This is a genomic window from Kibdelosporangium banguiense (assembly GCF_017876405.1).
GTDB classification, from domain to species: Bacteria; Actinomycetota; Actinomycetes; order Mycobacteriales; family Pseudonocardiaceae; genus Kibdelosporangium; species Kibdelosporangium banguiense.
Genome location: NZ_JAGINW010000001.1, coordinates 9,702,836 through 9,719,450, shown reverse-complemented (window position 1 = coordinate 9,719,450; position 16,615 = coordinate 9,702,836). Strand labels below are relative to the sequence as shown.

Genomic DNA, 16,615 nt, shown 5'->3' with positions numbered 1-16,615 from the left:
CACGTTGTGGGCGGCCCCCTTCAGAGACCTGATGCCCGGCGACCGAGGGATCGCCGTGCGCCGAGGAGCGTGCCGAGCAGGTCCCGGGCGTTGTCCTCCCACACGGGCACCTTGCGGTCGGCGAAGGTGCGCACCGCCCGCTCGGCCAGCGTGATCGCCTCGCCGGACGCGTCCCATTCGTCGAGCAGCGCGGCCAGATCCAGGCTCACCCGGGCCGCTCCGACGAAGTCCATGATCCGTTCCCGGATGTCGATCGCGGCGCGCAGCAGCCGCTCACTTTCGGCATTGTCACCCGTCTCAGCGCAGATGAGGCCCAGTGTGTGCAGCGCGTACCCTTCACCGACCAGGTCGTTGTCGCTTCGCACGACGGCGAGTACTTCACCCATGACCAGCTTGGCCTGGTCGTAACGCCGCTGGCGGAACAGCACCTCGCCGAGCCGGTGGCGGGTCTGGGCCTCGACCCGGGGCACGTTGACCTCCCGGCAGATGGCCAGGGCCGTGTTGAGCCGGTCGACGGCCGACTCGTAGCGGCCGGCATCCAGGTCGATCCGGGCCACCTGGCCCAGCACGTGTGCGTGACCGACGAGATCGCCCTTCTGCCGGAAGCCGTCGAGGGCCTGGCGACACGCACGGGCCGACCGGGCCGTGTCTCCTTCCACGTAGTAGAGCAGCGAGAGATTGCGCAGGGTCATTGCCAGCCCGTGGATGTCGCCGAGTTCTTCGAACAGTTCCTGCGCCCTCGACAGCACCGACCGAGCCGACCCGAGCCGGTTGCGGCTCAGGTGAAGCGAGCCGAGCGAGCACAGCAACGCAGCCTCCCCACGCCGGTTGCCGGCCTCCTGGACCGCGCTGAGCGCACGTAAGTGGGTCTGCTGCCAGTCGTCGAAATAGCTGTGTGCCTCGAACAGGGTCACCAGGCTCACCGCGAGTTCCCAGCTCAGCTCTGACAAGCCGTAGTCGGCCGCCTGCCCGACCGCGAGACAGAGGTTCTGCCGCTCGGTTTCCAGCCAGTTCAGCGGATCCGCCACGACGCCGTCCATATGCCCGCCGTTGAGCCACAAGCGAGGCGCGGATCCGCGCAGGACGGTGAAGTCGCCGCCGTAGATCTTGCGGTGCGCCCACTGGACCTGGGCCAGCCAACCGCCGAGAACCCGCTCCAGCGCGGTGGTCGCGGCCCGCTCCTGCTGATCGTCGGCGAGGAGCTCTCTGGCGAACAGCCGAATGATGTCGTGGAACACGAAGCGGGGGCGGCTGTGCGGGGTGACCACGACGTCGACCAGTTGTGAGTCGACGAGCAGTTCGAGTGCGTCGGCCGACCGGGCGGTGTCGTCGTCGAGCAGCGCCGCGACGACCCACATCGGCAGGCTTTCCACGGCGACGAGTCCGAGCAGCCGGAACAACCGGGCGGCATGAGGGGGCAGTGCATCGTAGGTGAGCCGCAGGCTGGCGCGTACTCCCATGTCCCCGTACGACAGCTCGTCGAGGCGATGCCGATCGTCGGCGAGACGCTTGAGCATGGTGGCCAGCGACCAGTGCGGGCGAGCGGCCAGACGGACGGCGAGGATTCGCACGGCGAGCGGCAGCCCGCCGACCAACCGCACCAGTGCGTCCGCCGCGCCGGCCTCCTCGCGAACCCGGTCGAACCCGATCACGTTGCCGATGAGGCGCACAGCCTGCGCGGTCGACAACGTGTCGACTTTCAGCAGCCTGGCTCCGGGAACCCCGGTCAGCCGCGCCCGGCTGGTCACGATCACCGCGCACCGGTCGCTGCCGGGCAACAGCGGAACGATCTGGGTCTCCGAGGTCACGTCGTCCAGCACGATCAGCATGCGCCGGCCGCCGAGCAGAGTGCGGTACATCTCGGTGCGTTCGTTGAGGTCGTCGGGGATACCCGCGCCGGGCACACCGAGCGCCCGCAGGAAACGGCCGAGCACATCGGCGGGCGTGGCAGGTGCCGCACCCATTCCGGCGACGTTGCAGTAGAGCTGGCCGTCGGCGAAATGGTCAGCGTGCATGCGATGCGCGACATGAACGGCCAGGGTGCTCTTGCCGACTCCGGCCTTTCCCGTGATGACAAGGATTCGCAACCCCGGTGCCCGTTCGTTCTCGCCGGACAACACCGACTCGGCCTGCTCGATCAGCGACTCCCGGTCGACGAAGTCCGCGATGCCGGACGGCAGCTGGTGCGGTACCGAGATCGACTTCGGATCGGCGCCGCCTGGCCCGGGGTGGCCGGACAGCAGCGCGTCGTCCTCGGCCAAAATGGCCGCGTGCAGGCGTTTGAGCTCCTTGCCGGGCTCCAGCCCCACGTTGGCGACCTTGACCACACGCCCGGCGCGATAGACAGCGAGGGCCTCGGCAGGACGGCCGCACCGGTAGAGCGCCAGCATGAGCAGGCCGCGAAGGCGTTCGCGCAGCGGGTACTCCTCGACGAGGCCGCTGATCTCCCCGACGAGCCTGCGATGCCGGCCGAGGCGCAGGTCGAGATCGATGCGCTCCTCCAGCACGCCAAGGCGTTCCTCGTCGAGCCGGGCGGCTCTGGCGCGTAACGGCCTGCTGACCTCACCACCGAGGACCGGCCCTCGCCACAGGGCCAACGCCTCGCGCAGCAAGTCGACCGCTTCCTCCAGCCGCCCGGCACGTTCGGCTGTCGCCGCTCGGGCGGTCAACTGGCCGAACACGCCCACGTCGAGCAGATGGTCGGGTACGCGCATCCGATAGCCGGGAGGACTGGTCACGATCGGGCTGGGTTCGCCCAAGCGCCGAAATATCTGGCGCAACGCCGAAACACAGTTCTGAACCTGGCTGCGCGCGGTCGACGGCGGGTCTCCGTCCCAGATCGCTTCGATCAGCCAGTCGCCGCTGACGACTCTGTTGGCGTCGAGCAGCAAGGCGCCGAGGATTGCCTGCTGCCGGCCCGGCGGAACGGGAACGGACGCATTGGCGATCATGACCTCGAGTGGTCCCAGGATCGCGAATCGAACGTCAGCACGGTGCGCCGGAGGTAAGCCGTCTGTGCCCATGAGTGCCAACCCTCGTGTCGGGCATCCGGTCCACAACCATCGTCTCCGATCACGTTACCGAAGTGGAATCCCGCAGCCGCCCCGTCCAAGTGTGCACAGGGGCGCTAACAGATGTCACCGCCGCGATCGCCCCTGGCCGAAGCACCGATCGCCACGCGATATCCGACCGATACCCGTTGCGGTTTGCCTTGACCACGGCGACACGAGGGAGGTCAGGCGGTGGAGTCGACCAAGTGGCAATTGCTCTGCGATCGGGGACCCGATCTCGTCCTGTGCCTGGATTTCCTGGGTGGGCGCGCCGCTGCCGGCTTCGCCGAGCTGGCCGCGGGGATCCCGGCGGAGCTCTGTTTCCTCCACATCGGACAGTCATTTTCCGGTGGGGATCCGCGATTGGACGCCCAAGCCGACGAGTGGGTGCGGGAGGCGCTGGGAACCGGCCGCCCCGTGCGTGCGGTACTTGGATACTGTGCCGGAGCCGCGCTGGCGACACGTGTCGCGGACGCGATCTGTGTCGCAGTACCCGTCCAGCCGCCCGTGGTCGTGCTCCTCGACGCGGTGGCGGTGACCGGTGCCACGCTGTGCGACCAGTTCGTCTCCGCGGTCGAATCCTCCTCGGCACACCTGGCAGCAGGCGAACTGGACGATGCCCGGCACTGGTCGGACGGGCTGCTTGGCGACCACCCGGACGATCTGCCGTGCCTCGCCGCAGGGTTGACCGACCGGTACGACCGGCTGATGGCGGGCGTGGCCGGCCGACTGTCGCTCGGCGAGTTCTTCCGCCGCGAGCTCACGGCCGGGTTCGCAAGCTACCTGACCTACCTGCTCCTGGCCGGCCAGGGCGGGCTCGACCTGCGTGCCGGAACTCCACTGTTTCTGTCCTCAAGGGACCATGAGCCGGCGATGGATCCGGCCAACAGCGTGTCGTTGGATGTCGACCGTGAGCATCTGCTGCGCGACACCGATGTGTTGAAGCTCGTCGCCGGTCTGCTGACAGAAGAACCCCGTTGGTGAAAACATCCGAATTCACATGTGACAGGTTTTCGCCGCGTTCACGCATCAGCCGGTGCGTGCGCTTCTGGTGAGTGGGGAGCTCACGGACCCTGTGCTCTGATCAGGTCGGGGCGGCGACGAGACCGATCGGCGAGTTGCAAACCACCTCGACATCATCGAGCTCGCGCCGACCGTGCAGTGCGACCCGCGCAACTCCTGCGCGCCGGACTGGACGGCCTGCCCGGACTGCTGCTGCCCGAACCGACACCGGGCTCGGGCCCGAGCTGGTTCGGCTTCGTGATCACCGTCCTGCCCACGGCCGGCTTCACCAGGCAGGAGCTGGTCGCCTTCCTGGAGGGACGGCGGATCGCGACCCGGCGGTTCTTCGGCGGAAACCTCACGCGCCACCCCGCGTACCAAGACGTGCGCTACCGCGTGCACGGAGACCTGACCAACAGCGACATCGTCACCGACGACACCTTCTGGATCGGCGTCTACCCGGGCCTGACCGAGGAGATGATCGCCTACATGGTCGACTCCATCACCGAGTTCACCGGCGCCCGGCCCGCCGCGACCGTCCACTGAGGAGGAACGGCTTGCATGCCGTGGAAGCAGCCGTGCCGGGAGCGTTCGGCATGAAGGAAACGACAGCCTTGACAGACGCCACACGACGGCTGCTGGCCGCCAAGCTCCAACTGCCGCCGATCCCCTGGACCCACGCCCGGGGATCGTGGGTGTACGACGGTGCGAAGCGGTACCTCGACGCGGCCAGCGGCATGATCAACGTGAACATCGGCCACGCCCATCCGGCCGTCGCCGCGGCGATGAGCGATCAGGTCCGCCGCGGCACCTTCGCCAGTCCCGGCGCCCTGTCGGGCACCCTGATGGACGAGCTCGCCGGACAGGTCGCACTCGCCGTGCACCGTCCGGAGGACCGGGTGATGTTCACCTCCAGCGGGACGTCCGGTGTGGAGGGTGCCATCGCGCCGGCTCGCCTGGCGCACCGGTCCCGCGGTGCGGACGGCAGGCGCAAGGTGCTGACTGCTTCTCTTGGCTACCATGGCAACAGCGCTTTCATGCTCGCCCTGTCCGGGCACCGGCGAAGGCGCCCGCACCCGGACGACAGCTTCGGACTCCAACCGGCGTTCGACGCGCCCTACCCCGGCCAGCACCTGGACTGTCCATATGAGACCTGCCAGGCTGAATGCGCGCAAGGTGTCCGCGCGGCCATTGAGCAAGCAGGTCCGGAGACCGTCGCGGCGGTGCTCATCGAAACCGTCAACGGCACAACTGGGGGCGGTTACGTTCCGCCTGCGGGATATCCGCGTGTCGTGCGAGAGATCTGTGCTGAGTACGGGGTCTTGGTGATCCACGACGAGGTCCTCACCGGACTCGGCCGGACCGGGCTGCCGCTCGCCGCGCACCACACACCCGGCAGTTACGCTTCGCACGCTACGGTGAAGCGCGTCGACGTCGCAACCTGACAGGCTGTCCGCGCCCGGCCGGTGGCGACCGAGGCCGAGTCGTGACAGGAGGTCATCCGCGGCCCAGGCCGGTGTAGGCCCGGCTCTGCTCGTCGAGGTCTCCGATCTTGACGGCGATGGCCAATGCGGCGGCGTGGTGGTGGCGTGCCTCGGTGAGCACTCCCATACTGCCGAGCGCGTCGCCGAGGCCGTTGAGTGCTGTGGCGCGGCCGTATTCGTGGCCTGCCAGTTCGCAGAGTGCGAGTGCGTCGGAGTAGTGCGTCGCGGCCTCGGGGTACCGGCCTTGAGCTCGGAGCAGGTCGCCGATGTTGATCAGTGAATGTGCCTCGCCACGCAGGTGACCCAGATCTCGGGAAATGGTCAGTGCACGTTCGTGCTCGCGCATCGCCCGGTCGTAGGCGGCCGAGCGCATGGCGATGATGCCGAGTCTGGTCCGTGCCACGGCTTCTCCCACCCAGTCGCCCAGGTGCAGGAAGAGGTCGAGGGCCTGTTCGTGCAGAGCCGCGGCTGAGCCGAGTTCGCCAAGGCGTTCATTGAGAATGCCGAGGTTGGTCAGTGCTCGTGCTTCCCCGATCAGGTGGTTGGCCGAACGGGCATGCGCCAACGCTTGTGCGTGGTGGGCGGAGGCTTGTTCGTACTGCCCGGTCTGCTCCTCGACATTCCCCAGCCGGGTCAGTGCTCTGGCCGCGCCTGCGTGGTCGGATGCTGCCATGGACAGCGCGAGTGCGCGGCGGTAGTGCTCGGCAGCCTGCTCGTGATGGCCCAACTGCCAATGGACGGAGCCCAGGTTGGTCACGGCGTGGGCTTGTGCGGAAAGGCTGTTCAACTGTAGCGCTGCCTGTTCGGCGTAGGAGTGAATAGTGAGGGCCTCCGCGTGTCTGCCTCCGTCGAGGTAGCGGTAGAGCGCGGTTGCGAGTCGTACTGTGTGCGCTGGCGGCATCTGCGCGCAGATCGCTGTGAGATTCGGCAGTTCCTCGTCCAGCCATGATCGGCTCGCCGGGCTGTCAAGGGAGTTGGCCATCTTGGCGGCTGTTTCGACGTAGTGGTCGAACAGGCGCTCGGTTGCCTCGTGGTCGTCTTTGGCGAGATCGGCGGCGAACGCGCGAAGCAGATCGTGCATGCCCAGCCGGCCTGGCTTCGTCACGTGGACCAGGTGAGCACGGCCGAGCACTTCGAGCAGCAGGGCCGCCTTCGACACTTCCGTCGCGAACAGGGCCGCAGCCGCGGTGGTGTCGATGTCGAGGCCGGGATGCAGGCCCAGCAACCGGAACGCGCGAGCGGCATCCTCGTCGAGGTGCCGGTATGACCAGGAGAACACCTCGCGGACCGCGGCGCGTTCGTCTCCGCCGCCGTCGAGCAGCATCAGTCTCCTGCCGCGGTCAGCCAGTTCGCTGACCAAAGTGGACAGAGGAGTCGCCCCTCTCGAGACGACGAGTTCCGCGGCCACCCGCAGCGCCAACGGCAGCCGGGCACATTGTTCAACAAGTGCTTGCGCGGCTTCGGGCTCATCGTTCGCCCGTGCACCGATCATGTCGCTGAGCAGGGTGAGTGCGTCGCGTGGGGAGAGCACGCCGAGTTCGGCGCGGTGCTGCGCGACGAGTCCGGGCAGCAGGTCACGACTGGTCACCACAACGGTGCATGACGGCGGGCAGGGCAGCACCGGCTGAACCTGGTCTGCCGAGTTCGCGTTGTCCAGCACCAGAAGCACGCGTTTGCCCGCGATCTCTTCCCGCAGCCGCCGCGCCCGGCCGGCCACGTCGGCCGGAACGTCCCGGCCGGTCACCCCGAGGGCTCCCAGGAGCCGGACCAGCACGTCACCCGCGGGCAGTGGTTGTTCGGCGTCGAAGCCGCGAAGATCGATGTACAGCTGCCCGCCGGGGAAGTGGTGCCTGGCTTGGTGCCCGAATCGGATGGCCAGCGCCGTCTTGCCGACGCCCGCGCTGCCGGATATGACACACAGCAGGCCGTCACCGCCATCCCGGGCAAGCGCCGCGTCCAGATCGGCCAGTTCGGCCGTCCTGCCGGTGAATCCACGGACATCCGCGGGCAACTGGGCGGGCGCGGGACGGGCCGATGTCTCGTCGGTGAGCAATGAGGTATAGGCAGAGGTCAGTTCCGGCCCTGGATCGACGCCGAGTTCGTCGGCGAGCCGGCGACGTGCCGCGTGATATGTGTTGAAGGCGGCCGCCCGGCGGCCGATGGACTGGTACGCCCGGATCAGCCGGCCGAGCGCGGCTTCGTCGAGCGGCTGGTCGGCGGATGCCTCCTCAAGCGATGCGATGACCTCACCCGCAGTGCCCGCCGTGATCATCTCCTCGCCGTAGCGGGCCAGCGCGGCCCGGCGCTGTTCGACCAACGCCAGGACCTTCTTGTGCCCTGCCAGCGCGGGCACATCGGCAAGCGGCTGACCGTGCCACAACCTCAGTGCCGCACCCAGTCTCGCGGTGTCGGAGCGCGCCTCGGTGAGCAACTGCTTGAACCGCACGACATCGATGTCAGACGCCCGCAGCGCGTACCCGTCGCCGATCCTGGGCAGGTAGGAACTGTGGCTGTAGGCCCTCCTGCCCGGTTCGAGCACCTGGCGCAGGCTCCGGATGTACGTCTGGATCACGTTCGACGCGCTCGACGGAGGCTGATTGCGCCATAACGCCTCGACGATGTCCGCACGGGACGTGGGCTGCCCGCCGTTGAGCGCGAGCAGGCCCAGTAAGGCACGAACGCCGGCCGAGCCGAGATCGAGTGCGGTACCGTCCCGCCAGACCCGCAGCGGGCCGAGGACTTGAATCCGGATCCCGGTGTTCGCGGTCCCGGCGTGATCACTCACAGCCTGTCCAGCTCTGCTCGCACATTCCCGGCCTGCGGATCGTCCAGCCTGGTGTAGATCTCGAGTGCGACCTCCCAGTGCCGGCGGGCCAGTGCGACGTCACCGGACAGCTGGAAGGTACGAGCCAAACCGTTGTAGGCGCGTGCTTCGTCGTCCTCGTCCCCGGTCTCGACTGCCAGTTCGAGCGCGGTGACATGACGGTCGCGTGCGTCGGTCACGCGACCGGCCGCGGACAAGGCTTCGCCGAGCCCGTTCAGCGCGATGGCGAGCCCACGCTGCTCACCGACTTCCCGGAACAGTGCGATGGCGGCCAGATGCCGGTTGATGGCCGACTGGTTGTGCCCGCTCCACATGTCCAGCTCGCCCAGGTTGGTCAGGGCGTACGCCTCCCCGCGAGGCTCGCCCAACTCTTTGAACAGGTCCATGGCCTGGCTGAAATGCCGGCCGGCGGCCGGATAGTGCTCTCGCCTCTTGTCCACGTAACCGAGGTTCAGCACGGCGTACGCCTCGCCGGACGGGAAACCGATCCTGCGGCACAGCTCCAGGGCGGCGCTGAGATGCCCGGCCGCGGACGGGAACTTGCCTTGCCGCTCGTCGATGATCCCCAGACTGACGTGCGTGCGCACCTCTCCGACGTGATCACCGATCCGCTGGTATATGGCCAGTGCCTGGCGTTGGTGGTCCTCAGCCTGGGCGTAGTGGCTGAGCCGTTCCTCGACGATCCCCAGGTTCGTCAGCACGCGGGCCTCACCGCTGAGCTCTTGCTGTTGCCGGTACAGCGCAAGCGCTCGTGTCAGGTGATCGTCGGAATCGGAATAGCGGCCTGCCCGCCACAGGACCGTGCCGAGGTTGGTCAACGCGTGCGCGCGATCGGTCGGATTGTCCGCGGCATCGAGTGCGTGGCCGTGGATGACAAGCGCTTCGGCGTATCGGCCGCCGTCGAGGTATGGATGGAGTACTGCGGCCAGCGTCCTTGTGTAGGAAGGCCAGCCGTACCCCGACAGCGCGATCAGCGTGGGCAACTCGGTGTCCAGCCATTCCCGTGCCGCCTCGGCGTCCTGCAGCGGACGGCTGCCGGTCCCGGGATCGTCCTGGTGTTTCGGGTGCAGCACATGTATCGCGGTCATGGCCGTGGCGACGTAGTAGTCGAAAGCCCGGACCATGGCCGCGTCCCGCTCCGCGGCGGTGTCCTCCTGATCCGCCAGTTGGACGGCATAGGCCGTCAACAGGTCGTGCATCGATCCGTCGGGCTGTGTCAGATGAGCTCTGGCCAAGCGGTCCAGTATCCGGCTCGCGTCGTCCAATCCGGTATCGGCCAGAGCTGCGAGGACATATCGATCGACATACCTGCCGGGATGCATCCCTGCCAACCGGAACGCACGTGCCGCGTCTCTGGGCAGATATTCGTACGACTGGGAGAAGACCGCGCGGACCGCCGCCCGGTCGTCCCCGCCCGCGTCCAGGATCTCCAGACGCCGCTGCTGGTCGGCCAGTTCCCCGACCAGGTCCGACAGCGGCCTGGCGCTGCTGATGGCCAGCTCGGCGGCGATCCGCAGCGTCAGCGGCAACCTCGCGCACTGCTCGGCGAGCACGGCGATCGCTTCGTCGTCCACACCGATCAGCGTCCGCAGCAACTGCTGGGCATCGGCCGCGGGCAGCAGGTCGAGGTCAAGCCGATGTGCGCCGTGCAGCGCGACCAGCCCTGCCAGGCTGTCGCGACTGGTCACGATGACCGCGCACGACGCCGTGCCGGGCAGCAACGGGCGGATCTGGTCGACTGATCCGGCGTTGTCCAGCACGACAAGCACTCGGCGTCCGGTCAGCTCAGTACGAAGCCGCGCGGCACGATCGGCCACTTCCAGTGGGACGTCCGCGCCTTGCACGCCCAGCGCGGTGAGGAACCGGCCGAGCGCGTCCTGCGCGGACACCGGCCGGCCGGGGGAGTAGCCCTGCAGGTCGATGTACAGCTGGCCGTCGGGATACCGGTCGCGGATCCGATGGGCGAAGCGGACCGCGAGCGCGGTCTTGCCGACTCCCGCGGTCCCGGAGACCAAACAGATCGGCATGCTGGCCGACCCGGCGAGGTAACTGTCCATTGCGGACAGTTCGGCGCCGCGTCCGGTGAACCCGGGCACGTCGGCGGGAAGCTGACCCGGCACCGAACGCTCAACGGTCACGGGGATGTCGTTCGGCTCGTCGCGCAACACGTCTTCGTGGGCCTTGATCAGATCGGGGCCGGGGGTGACACCGAGTTCGTCGGCCAGCCGCCTGCGGATCGCGTGGAACGCCGTGAATGCCTGGGCGCGCCGTCCGGCGGCTTGGTATGCGCGTATCAGCCGGGCCTGTGCGGTCTCGTCCAGTTGTTGTTCGGCTGCGGCCTCCTCCAGGACGGGCAAGGCCTCGGCGGCCGCGCCCAACGAGATCATCATATCGCCGTAACGCGCGATCGCCGCTTGTCGTTCCTTGGCCACCGCAAGGACTCCCGGGTGCTCGGTGAGCGCCGGGATGTCCGCGAGCGGTGGCCCGTGCCACAGCTCGAGCGCTTCCTTGAGCATCTGCGCGGCACCCCAAGGCTCGTCGGCCGCGGCGGATTCTGTTGTCAGCGCGCGGAACCGCGCGAGATCAGTGGTGATCCGTAAGGCGTAACCGTCGCCGACACGCGGCAGAACACCGCTACCGGCTCTCGGAGTACGGTCCGGTTCCAGCAATCGCCGTAGATGCTTCACCCTGGTTTGCAGGATGTTGACGGCTGTCGTCGGCGGTCGCTGACCCCAGACCGCGTCGATCAAGTCGGCGCGTGACATGCCCTGTTCGCCGTTGAGGGCGAGCAGTCCCAGCACCGCACGCTGGCCCACCGGTCCGAGATCGACCTGATCACCGTCGTCACGCCACGCTCGGACCGGCCCCAGCACCTGGACCCGCACGCACCACACCTCCACCGCGTCCAGTCGCCGTTCAGATCTCATCCAGTGGCAATGGCCAATCTGTGTTGGCGACGGTATGAGAACGCCGTTGCCGTGGCAAGAGGAAATCGGCCTGGCACGTCGATTTTCGAAATTGCCACGGGCCGGTGTTGCGATGTTCAGCCGCGTGTAATTGCCGCCATTCGGAGGAGATAACTTCATTCCCGTAGTGCCTTACGAAAGGGGAGAACTCACATGGGCTCACGGTTCAAGAAGCGGCTCGCCGCCGTTGCTGTCGCGGCAGTGGCCGCAGGGACAGTCCTCGTCGGGCTGCCCGCCAGTAGCACCGCCGCTTCCGTGCCCAGCCTGCAGGCCTTCGGAATCCTGTCCAACGGCACTGTCATGTGCGCGTTCAAGACCAGCACGCCAGGACAACTCGACTGGGTCAGGCAGATCGCCGGTTTCACCGGCAACGACACGTCTGCGGCCGGTATCGACATGAGGGTGCAGGACGGGAAACTCTACGCGGTCGGCAACGCCGGCGGCATCTACACGGTCAAACTCCCGACCGGCCCCAACGACCCTGCTCCGCCGACGCTGACGAAGGTGTCGCAGCTGCAGTACCCCTTGCAGGGCAACAAGTTCGGGGTCGACTTCAACCCGGCCGCCGATCGCCTGCGGATCATCAGTGACACCGGTCAGAACCTTCGCCATGATGTCGTCGGCGGCGTCACGGTCCAGGACAAGCTCCTGAACTACAGCGGATCGACGGCGCACGGGGTGACGGCAGCCGCGTACACGAACAACGATCTGAGCGGCGACACCGGGACCTTCTTGTTCGACATCGACACGAACAACGACCAGGAGGTCATCCAGTTGCCCCCCAACGACGGGTTGCTGACCGTCGCCGGGAAACTCGGCGTCCCCTTCGACATCGACGCGGGCTTCGACATCTACAGTGACCTGACCAGCGGCAAGACAGTGACGAACACAGGGTTCGTCGTGGGCGTCATGACCGGCAGCACCTTTGGGTCGCTCTACACCTTCAACGACATCCTGACCGGAACCTTGACCAAGGTGGGCGACTTCCCGTTGCCTGGCGTGCCGGTCCAGGACATCGCGGTGGCACTCGACAACTGACACCACACCGACTGGGCCTGTCCCTGTAAGCCCCCCCGACCAGGGACAGGCTCGCCCATCGACCCTTGGCGACACCGAACCGAGGGGGCGACAGTACGCCTTTCACTTCGCGAGTGAAGTGAAAGGCGTACTGACGGCGATTCGCGGTTCGGCGGTTCATGGTTGGACACCAGGCCGGCGGTATGGCTCAACAGTTGCCGTGGCGTCACGCCCGCCAACTGGCTGGCACGCAAGTCCTGTTCTGCGAGTGCCATGCGACAAGCGTCGCGACGCGCACCTCACTGCGACCATCTGCCAAGCGTCCGGAACCGGCCTCCAGTCGGCTGGAGGTCACCCCGCCGACTGGCTGCAGTCGTGCGGGAGATCCTCTGTGGACGTGTCGGAAAGCACGACACCCCAACGCTGGTGGCTGCTCGTGCGGCCGTCTGCGTTGGGGCGTCGTTGGACGAACGGGGCTATGCCTGCCGCGCGGCTAGAGGTGCCTGCGGCCGTACACCCGGGCCGTCAGACTGACTCCGACGGCGGCGAGGGCGATCTGGATGATCAGCTCGATCCAGTCGATGCCGCGGGTGTCACCCACGCCGAGTACGTTGGCGGCGAACGTGCCGATCAGCGCGGCGGCGATGCCGACCAGGATGGTCAGCCAGATCGGGATGCGTTGTTTGCCTGGCACGACCAGCCTGCCCAGCGTGCCGATGAGCAAACCGATGATGAGTGCGCTGAAGATTCCGGAAATGGCCATGTGGTTCCTCAGGTGATCTGTTCGGCCGGGTGGTCGTGGTCAGGTGCGTCAGCCCTCGTCGTCACCGAAGAACTCGTCGGCGATCCCACCGAGAGCCATGCCGCCGAGCACGCCACCGGCGACGCCGGCAGCACCGGCCGCGAGCATGCCGCCCCTGCCGGCTCCGCGCTGCTGACCGCGCTGGTCGTAGCGGTCGTCGTCATGGCGGTCGTGGCCGTGACGGTCGTAGCCGGGCTGGCCGCCGAACGCCGGGTTGTGGCCGCCGGGTTGCCCACCGAAGGCCGGGTTGTGGCCGCCGGGTTGCCCACCGAAGGCCGGGTTGTGGCCGCCGGGTTGCCCACCGAAGGCCGGGTTCGCGTGACCGCGCTCGGCGGCCTGTGTGAGCCAGCCGCTGATCGCCGCTGTCCAGTCGGTGCCCAACGCTTCCTGGTGGGACACGCGGTGCCAGCCGGACGTGTCGCCGCCGGAGGAGAACGCGCCGCTGTGCTTGTCGGCATCGAGCACGACGTACAGCTCGTGCGGGTTCGCCACGAACGTCAGCTCGACCTGGTTCATCCGGCCCACGAACTGGGCGGGCGGGAAGAACTCGAGCTCCTGGTAGAAGCCGAGCTCCTGTGGCACGCCGGGGAGACGGCCGGTTTCGACGTCAGTGCTGCGGAAGGAGAACCCGAGCTGCCCGAACGCGTCCAGCACCTTGTTCTGCGAGGGCAGCGGGCTGACGATCAGCGGGTCGAGGTCGCCCTTGTCGGGGGCGCCGGCGATCAGGAGTTCGGTCCGCACGCCGACGCTCATCCTCGGCAGCGGTGAGCCGCCGACCGCGGTGATCGGGGTCTCCCATGGGATCTGCAGCTGGAACGGGATCGTGACCAGTTGGCCCGCGGGCACTCGCACGCCCTGCTGCACGACCATCCGGTAGAACTCCGAGGCGCTGCCGCGCTGGTCGTTATCGTCGTCGAACCCGAAGCCGCCGGCGTGCTCGACCTCGACCTGGGTGACGAGCGACAGCACGATCTGGCCGATCTCGGCGTCCGCGCTGCCGCCCTGGATGCGTACCTGGCCGGTGATCGCCTGGCCAGGTACGGCGTGTGGCGAGTCGAGGACGGTGTCGACGGACGGGCCGCCGATGCCGAAGGCATTCAGCATCCGCTTGAACATTGGACTGTCTCCTTCTGGGGGACGGTGTGGAATCAGGTCCGTTCCGGCACGCCCAAGGAACTTCATGCGCGCCAACGACAGTCGTCGGTCGAGCCGATGACTCTCGTTGCACTGCGGTGTGTTCCCTGATCGCCATGACACGAGTCTTGCGGTTCCGGCCCGGTCTTCACAGCTGCCGGGAGTCCGGAAGGACCCGCTACCCGGCTGGTTTCGACCCCGCCGGTCGGCGGAACACCTGTCGGTCCGCGTGACGTGCGGAAACGTGGTTACACGAAGGACTCTGCGCGGAGTTTGCCCAGGACACAGGTCACGGTGACGAGCAGAATGGTGATGGCCGCGAAGCAGAACACCGCGACCTGCCAAGGCACTCCGGATGAGAACGCCAGCACGGTGCTGACGCCCACGATCATCGACGTTGACACCCCCGTGTGGCCCCTCCTAGCATCATGTGGAAATCGCTTTCCGGACACATCCCTGCACCTGGAGAGTCGTGATGCCACGAAGAAGTGGCACGGTGTCAACACTCATGTCGGTGTTCGCCGTCCTCAGCGTGATCGCATCGGTGCCCGCTCAGGCGGCGCCGGTGACAGTGTCCAATGGTGTGCAGTTCACCGATACCTCTGGTGCCGTCGTGCACGCGCACGGCGGCGGCATGCTCAAGGTCGGTGCCTACTACTACTGGTTCGGTGAGAACCGCAACCCGGACAACACTTTTCGTGCTGTATCGGTCTATCGCTCGACCGACCTGCGGACCTGGGAGTTCCGCAACAACGTGCTGACCCAGGCCTCGCATGCCGAGCTGAACCTTGCCAACATCGAGCGTCCCAAGGTGGTCTACAACAGTTCGACCGGCCAGTTCGTGATGTGGATGCACAAGGAGAACGGCCGCGACTACAGCGAGGCCAGGGCGGCCGTGGCCACATCGGCCACAGTGGACGGAAACTACACCTGGCGGGGCAGCTTCCGGCCGCTGGGACACATGTCCAGAGACATCACGGCGTTCCGGGACGACGACGGCACGGGCTACATGATCTCGGCCGCACGCGAGAACGCCGACCTGCATGTCTACCGGCTCACCAACGACTATCTCGGGGTGGCGAGCCTGGTTCATGTCCTGTGGCCAGGATCGTCACGGGAGGCTCCCGCGATGTTCAAGCGCGGCGGGACCTATTTCCTGCTGACCTCGGGGGCCACCTCCTGGTCGCCGAACCAGCAGAAGTACGCAACGGCGAGCAGCGTCGCGGGAACCTGGAGTTCGCTGGGCAATGTCGGCAACTCCACCGCCTACGGCTCGCAGACAGCGTATGTGGTGGCTGTCCAGGGCTCCCAGACGACGTCGTACCTCTACCTCGGTGACCGGTGGGCCGGGGCTTGGAACCGTCCGGTGAACGAGTCGCAGTACGTGTGGCTGCCGCTCCTTTTCCCGACCGCGACCACCATGTCGATGAACTGGTCGCCGCAGGTGAGTATCGACACGAGCACCGGCGTGGTGGCGGGTGCCGGCAGTGGCAGCGTGTACGAGACCTTCGTGGCACGACACAGCGCCAAATGCGCCGACATCTCCAGTTCGTCCACGGCCGACGGTGTCGCGTTGACGCAGTATGCCTGCAACAACGGCTTCAACCAACAGTGGCAACTCCAGGACGCGGGCAACGGCTACTACCGTCTCATTGCCCGGCACAGTGGCAAATGCCTCGACGTGACCGCATCGTCTACTTCGGACGGCGCGGTGGTCGCGCAGCGGACCTGCGGTGGCGGGGCGAATCAGCAGTGGCAACTGCAGGACGCGGGTGGCGGATATCATCGTATCGTCGCCCGGCACAGCGGCAAGTGCCTCGATGTCACCAGTGCGTCTACTTCGGACGGAGCCACGATCAAGCAGTACACCTGCAACGGCGGGACGAACCAACAGTGGACCCGGCGGGCGAGCTGATCGCTGCGGACACCGCGAGTGTGTTGACCCAACTGGGCTTCCCACTTGGTCTTGGAGCCGGACGCGTCGGCCGGGAGGCGGTCCGTGCGGCGGTGTCTGTCGGGCCAGGAGGTCAGCGGGCCGTGGGTGACCATGCCGCCAAGCGAGTGGCCTGAGACGCCGACCAAGCCGTGGGTGAAGTGGTCGATGCTGCCGCAGGACTACGAGTTCAAAGCGGGGCACCGGCTGGGTCTGATCCTGACCGGAACCAACGACGACGAACCCGGCATCGGAGCCAAGGTCACCATCGACCTGGCCGGCACCTCGGTCTCGCTGCCACTGGTCACCGCAACGTCCAACGGGAAATAAGCCCCGTCCGTCGGGTCGTCGCGATCCACGGTATCCTCGGAAAACATGCGCGTACGCAAACGTGCGCACGCGC

General features: G+C 67.3%; 12 protein-coding genes. 6 read left to right on the top strand and 6 right to left on the bottom strand.

Annotated features, from left to right (window positions below; genetic code table 11):
* Nucleotides 1-20: 20 nt before the first annotated feature.
* The gene (locus JOF56_RS44015; RefSeq protein ID WP_245378645.1) at nucleotides 21-2,951 is read right to left on the bottom strand and encodes an AfsR/SARP family transcriptional regulator; all 2,931 of its coding nucleotides are present in this window, start codon (nucleotides 2,949-2,951) and stop codon (nucleotides 21-23) included.
* A 291-nt stretch (nucleotides 2,952-3,242) separates the two neighbouring features.
* Here JOF56_RS44015 and JOF56_RS44010 point away from each other — a divergent pair, with 291 nt between their 5' ends.
* The 3 genes from JOF56_RS44010 to JOF56_RS44000 all read left to right on the top strand — a co-directional run bounded on the left by JOF56_RS44010 (nucleotide 3,243) and on the right by JOF56_RS44000 (nucleotide 5,497).
* Entirely contained in the window at nucleotides 3,243-4,034 is a 792-nt protein-coding gene (locus tag JOF56_RS44010; RefSeq protein ID WP_209645495.1) for a hypothetical protein, read from the top strand.
* A 177-nt stretch (nucleotides 4,035-4,211) separates the two neighbouring features.
* Nucleotides 4,212-4,598, top strand: coding sequence for a DegT/DnrJ/EryC1/StrS family aminotransferase (locus tag JOF56_RS58735; RefSeq protein WP_307855527.1), 387 nt, complete (start codon nucleotides 4,212-4,214; stop codon nucleotides 4,596-4,598).
* A 50-nt stretch (nucleotides 4,599-4,648) separates the two neighbouring features.
* Complete coding sequence (locus JOF56_RS44000; protein WP_209645493.1) at nucleotides 4,649-5,497, top strand: aminotransferase class III-fold pyridoxal phosphate-dependent enzyme; 849 nt, start codon at nucleotides 4,649-4,651, stop codon at nucleotides 5,495-5,497.
* 52 nt (nucleotides 5,498-5,549) lie between these two features.
* Here JOF56_RS44000 and JOF56_RS43995 read toward each other — a convergent pair whose 3' ends face one another.
* Both JOF56_RS43995 and JOF56_RS43990 read right to left on the bottom strand, forming a co-directional pair.
* Entirely contained in the window at nucleotides 5,550-8,321 is a 2,772-nt protein-coding gene (locus JOF56_RS43995) for an AfsR/SARP family transcriptional regulator (protein ID WP_209645492.1), read from the bottom strand.
* Nucleotides 8,318-11,287, bottom strand: a complete 2,970-nt coding sequence (locus JOF56_RS43990) for an AfsR/SARP family transcriptional regulator (RefSeq protein ID WP_245378644.1) — start codon at nucleotides 11,285-11,287, stop codon at nucleotides 8,318-8,320. The genes JOF56_RS43995 and JOF56_RS43990 overlap by 4 nt, the downstream gene beginning before the upstream one ends.
* Before the next feature lie 192 nt (nucleotides 11,288-11,479).
* On the opposite strand from JOF56_RS43990, the gene JOF56_RS43985 reads away from it, so the two are divergent.
* The gene (locus tag JOF56_RS43985) at nucleotides 11,480-12,364 is read left to right on the top strand and encodes a DUF4394 domain-containing protein (protein WP_209645491.1); all 885 of its coding nucleotides are present in this window, start codon (nucleotides 11,480-11,482) and stop codon (nucleotides 12,362-12,364) included.
* A 472-nt stretch (nucleotides 12,365-12,836) separates the two neighbouring features.
* On the opposite strand, the gene JOF56_RS43980 is transcribed toward JOF56_RS43985, so the two are convergent.
* From JOF56_RS43980 to JOF56_RS43970, 3 genes are all read right to left on the bottom strand, one after another.
* A complete protein-coding gene (locus JOF56_RS43980) occupies nucleotides 12,837-13,106 on the bottom strand; it encodes a GlsB/YeaQ/YmgE family stress response membrane protein (protein WP_209645490.1) in 270 nt (89 codons plus the stop codon).
* A gap of 48 nt (nucleotides 13,107-13,154) precedes the next feature.
* Nucleotides 13,155-14,261 carry a sporulation protein gene (locus JOF56_RS43975; RefSeq protein WP_209645489.1) on the bottom strand — a complete coding sequence of 369 codons (1,107 nt, stop codon included), beginning with the start codon at nucleotides 14,259-14,261 and terminating at the stop codon, nucleotides 13,155-13,157.
* A gap of 266 nt (nucleotides 14,262-14,527) precedes the next feature.
* A complete protein-coding gene (locus JOF56_RS43970) occupies nucleotides 14,528-14,683 on the bottom strand; it encodes a hypothetical protein (RefSeq protein WP_209645488.1) in 156 nt (51 codons plus the stop codon).
* 92 nt (nucleotides 14,684-14,775) lie between these two features.
* Here JOF56_RS43970 and JOF56_RS43965 point away from each other — a divergent pair, with 92 nt between their 5' ends.
* Both JOF56_RS43965 and JOF56_RS43960 read left to right on the top strand, forming a co-directional pair.
* The gene (locus JOF56_RS43965) at nucleotides 14,776-16,194 is read left to right on the top strand and encodes an RICIN domain-containing protein (RefSeq protein ID WP_307855526.1); all 1,419 of its coding nucleotides are present in this window, start codon (nucleotides 14,776-14,778) and stop codon (nucleotides 16,192-16,194) included.
* Nucleotides 16,195-16,278: 84 nt separating this feature from the next.
* Nucleotides 16,279-16,542 (top strand): hypothetical protein, encoded by a 264-nt coding sequence (locus JOF56_RS43960; RefSeq protein ID WP_209649139.1) that lies wholly within the window; start codon nucleotides 16,279-16,281, stop codon nucleotides 16,540-16,542.
* Nucleotides 16,543-16,615 lie beyond the last annotated feature (73 nt).

What these genes read in the sequence shown, in the direction of transcription:
- JOF56_RS44015 (WP_245378645.1), bottom strand. Translation starts at nt 2,951, where the DNA reads ATGATCGCCAATGCGTCCGTTCCCGTTCCGCCGGGCCGGCAGCAGGCA.
- JOF56_RS43990 (WP_245378644.1), bottom strand. Translation starts at nt 11,287, where the DNA reads ATGAGATCTGAACGGCGACTGGACGCGGTGGAGGTGTGGTGCGTGCGG.
- JOF56_RS43975 (WP_209645489.1), bottom strand. Translation starts at nt 14,261, where the DNA reads ATGTTCAAGCGGATGCTGAATGCCTTCGGCATCGGCGGCCCGTCCGTC.
- JOF56_RS44000 (WP_209645493.1), top strand. Translation starts at nt 4,649, where the DNA reads ATGAAGGAAACGACAGCCTTGACAGACGCCACACGACGGCTGCTGGCC.
- JOF56_RS43980 (WP_209645490.1), bottom strand. Translation starts at nt 13,106, where the DNA reads ATGGCCATTTCCGGAATCTTCAGCGCACTCATCATCGGTTTGCTCATC.
- JOF56_RS43985 (WP_209645491.1), top strand. Translation starts at nt 11,480, where the DNA reads ATGGGCTCACGGTTCAAGAAGCGGCTCGCCGCCGTTGCTGTCGCGGCA.